The sequence below is a fragment of the Chitinophaga sp. genome (genome assembly GCF_035564935.1).
Taxonomy (GTDB): domain Bacteria; phylum Bacteroidota; class Bacteroidia; order Chitinophagales; family Chitinophagaceae; genus Chitinophaga.
On sequence record NZ_DATMTE010000404.1, the window covers coordinates 1 to 2,358 of the forward strand.

Annotated in this window: 1 protein-coding gene; it reads left to right on the forward strand. The window is 46.0% G+C overall.

The genetic code is table 11. The features are described 5' to 3' along the window. Window positions 1-2,358, forward strand: a 2,358-nt coding sequence (locus tag VN105_RS10605; RefSeq protein ID WP_325640619.1) for a hypothetical protein, incomplete at both ends; no start/stop codon positions are given.

The following is a 2,358-nucleotide window of genomic DNA, read 5'->3' on the forward strand; positions in this document are numbered from 1 at the left end:
GGAAGAGAAGAAAAATGATTTTATCACGCGTTACCTGAATGGTGAAAAGGATTTTTACGCTAAGCTATTTGTGAATCTGACGGATAAACCCGACAATGGTACGGCTGAAAGTAGTTGCGATTATGTTCCCTGTTATGGAAAGGTGATAGATGTGCAGGAAAAAGCCGGTGGAAATGTAGCGGTTATATTCGAAACCATGAGCGAGGGAAATGTAACCTCGAATCCCTTCATTTTTTCCGCCTGGCAGAAAATGAGATTGGAATATCCCAGGTATGCTTATCCAGGTTATAAGAACAGGATCTCCGACGATATGCCTATACAGGCAGCATTAGGCGCCCTTGTGAACTCCATCAGTAATCTCAGTGAAATTACAGGTAACTTCTATAAAAGAGCGGAGCGGAAAAGATTTGCCCGCAATGTGGATCTGAAAAAGAGTTTTGGACGTATTGCAAAAGTGGATGGAATGAAACTGGGCGGTGCTGCCCGGGTGAAGCGTGTCAGAATATCAGATATCTGGAGCACGATCAGTGGTGAGCCTTTAACAGGTGCTACCTACGGTCAGGAATATACGTATACCACTACCTGGAATGGAAAAACAATCAGCAGTGGTGTGGCCAGCTATGAGCCGGCAGTAGGTGGCGATGAAAATCCCCTGCGTTTACCGGTACCTTATACCGAAGATGTAAAGGGAGGGCTCAATAACTATTACTACCTGGAGAAACCCTTTGGAGAAACCTTATTCCCGTCACCGGTAGTGGGTTACAGCAAAGTGGTGGTAAAAGATCTGAATGCCGAAGGCGTGGTGGAAGTCGCTCCTAAAACGGGATGGGTACAGCATGAGTTCTATACCTCAAAGGATTTTCCGGTACAGGTGAGCTATGATCAAAGTCCGGATGCATATAATTATGACTCCAAAGGCTGGTTTAGTTTTATTGGTTCCAATGTAGCGCATGAACTGGTGTTATCCCAGGGGTATGTGGTGAAACTGAACGACATGCATGGCAAGCCCAAAGCGGAAAGAGTATTTAACCAGTCGGGGGCAGAGATTGCCAATACAAGTTATTACTTCAATGCAAAGCCACTGGGGGTAGGCACGCAAACGCTTGTGAATAAAGTGGATGTAGTGAACGAAAAAGGCGAGATTACGCAGAACCAGGTTATAGGTAGAGAGATAGAAATGATGGTGGACATGCGGGAAGAAGAAACCAGTAACACAGGCCGGACCATCCGCGCGGGTTTTGATATGATACCCGGTTTCCCGGTACCGTGGGTGATCCCACACTGGCCCATGAGTCAGAACGATGAGTACCGGTTGTTCCGTTCAGCATCGGTGTTAAAAACCGTGCAATATTCCGGGGTACTGGACCAGGTTGTGAAAACCATTAATGGATCTACTGTTACCACCAAAAATACGCTGTACGATGCTATTACCGGCGATCCGGTAGTCACCACCACCAATAACGAGTTTGATGATCCCGTATACCAGGTAAATATGCCGGCATACTGGATGAATAGCGGCATGTCTGGCGCTTATAAAAATAACAATGCCCTTATCCGGAATTTCGAGACAGATTTCAAAGGGAAAATTCCATCTACGCTTACCAGCTTTGTAACTACGGGAGATGAATTGATTGATCTGAAGGAGCGGGATTCAATTTACTGGGTGGTAAAAACACTGACCAAGGGAGACCAGCATCCATCCTATAAGCTAATCAAAAAAGATGGGAATGTGGCGAGGAATTTTAAAAGCGACGTAAAGTTGGCCCGCTCCGGATACCGGAACCAACTGACTGCCCCCGGAGCTTCCGTAGTGTGTTTGAAAAACCCGGTGCAAAATGGAGCTTTCCGTTTTACAACAGATACAAATGATGAACTGGCTTCCCTGGGTGTGCTGGATGCCAATGTAACATTGTACGATCAGTCCTGGGGCGCCCGGCTTAAAATGGAGCGCATTCCAGATCCGTATGTCTATGAGCGCCTGGACAGGGGCGTGTATATCAGAAATCCTAATGCAAACGACCGCATGTGGCCCTATTATGCACAGTACAAGGATAGCGAGGATGGGAATGACGGAACGAGCTTTTACGATCAGAATGGTGCGGAATATGGTAATAGAAAAGGTTATTTCTGGGGAGGGAATGGTAACACCGGAAGATTAACGGCCATTGGGATGTATCCCCGGTATAAGAATCCAAATGGTAATGATTTGTGGTATTCTTACAACACTGATATAACACTGGAACCAGCTGCCAACTATTCTCTGGGTCTGGGTGGTAATGATGAGGTGTATGTATATATCGATAATGTGGAAGTGAGAAAGCTCACGGAAGAGAAGCTAAGCAATCATAGAAAATGGCA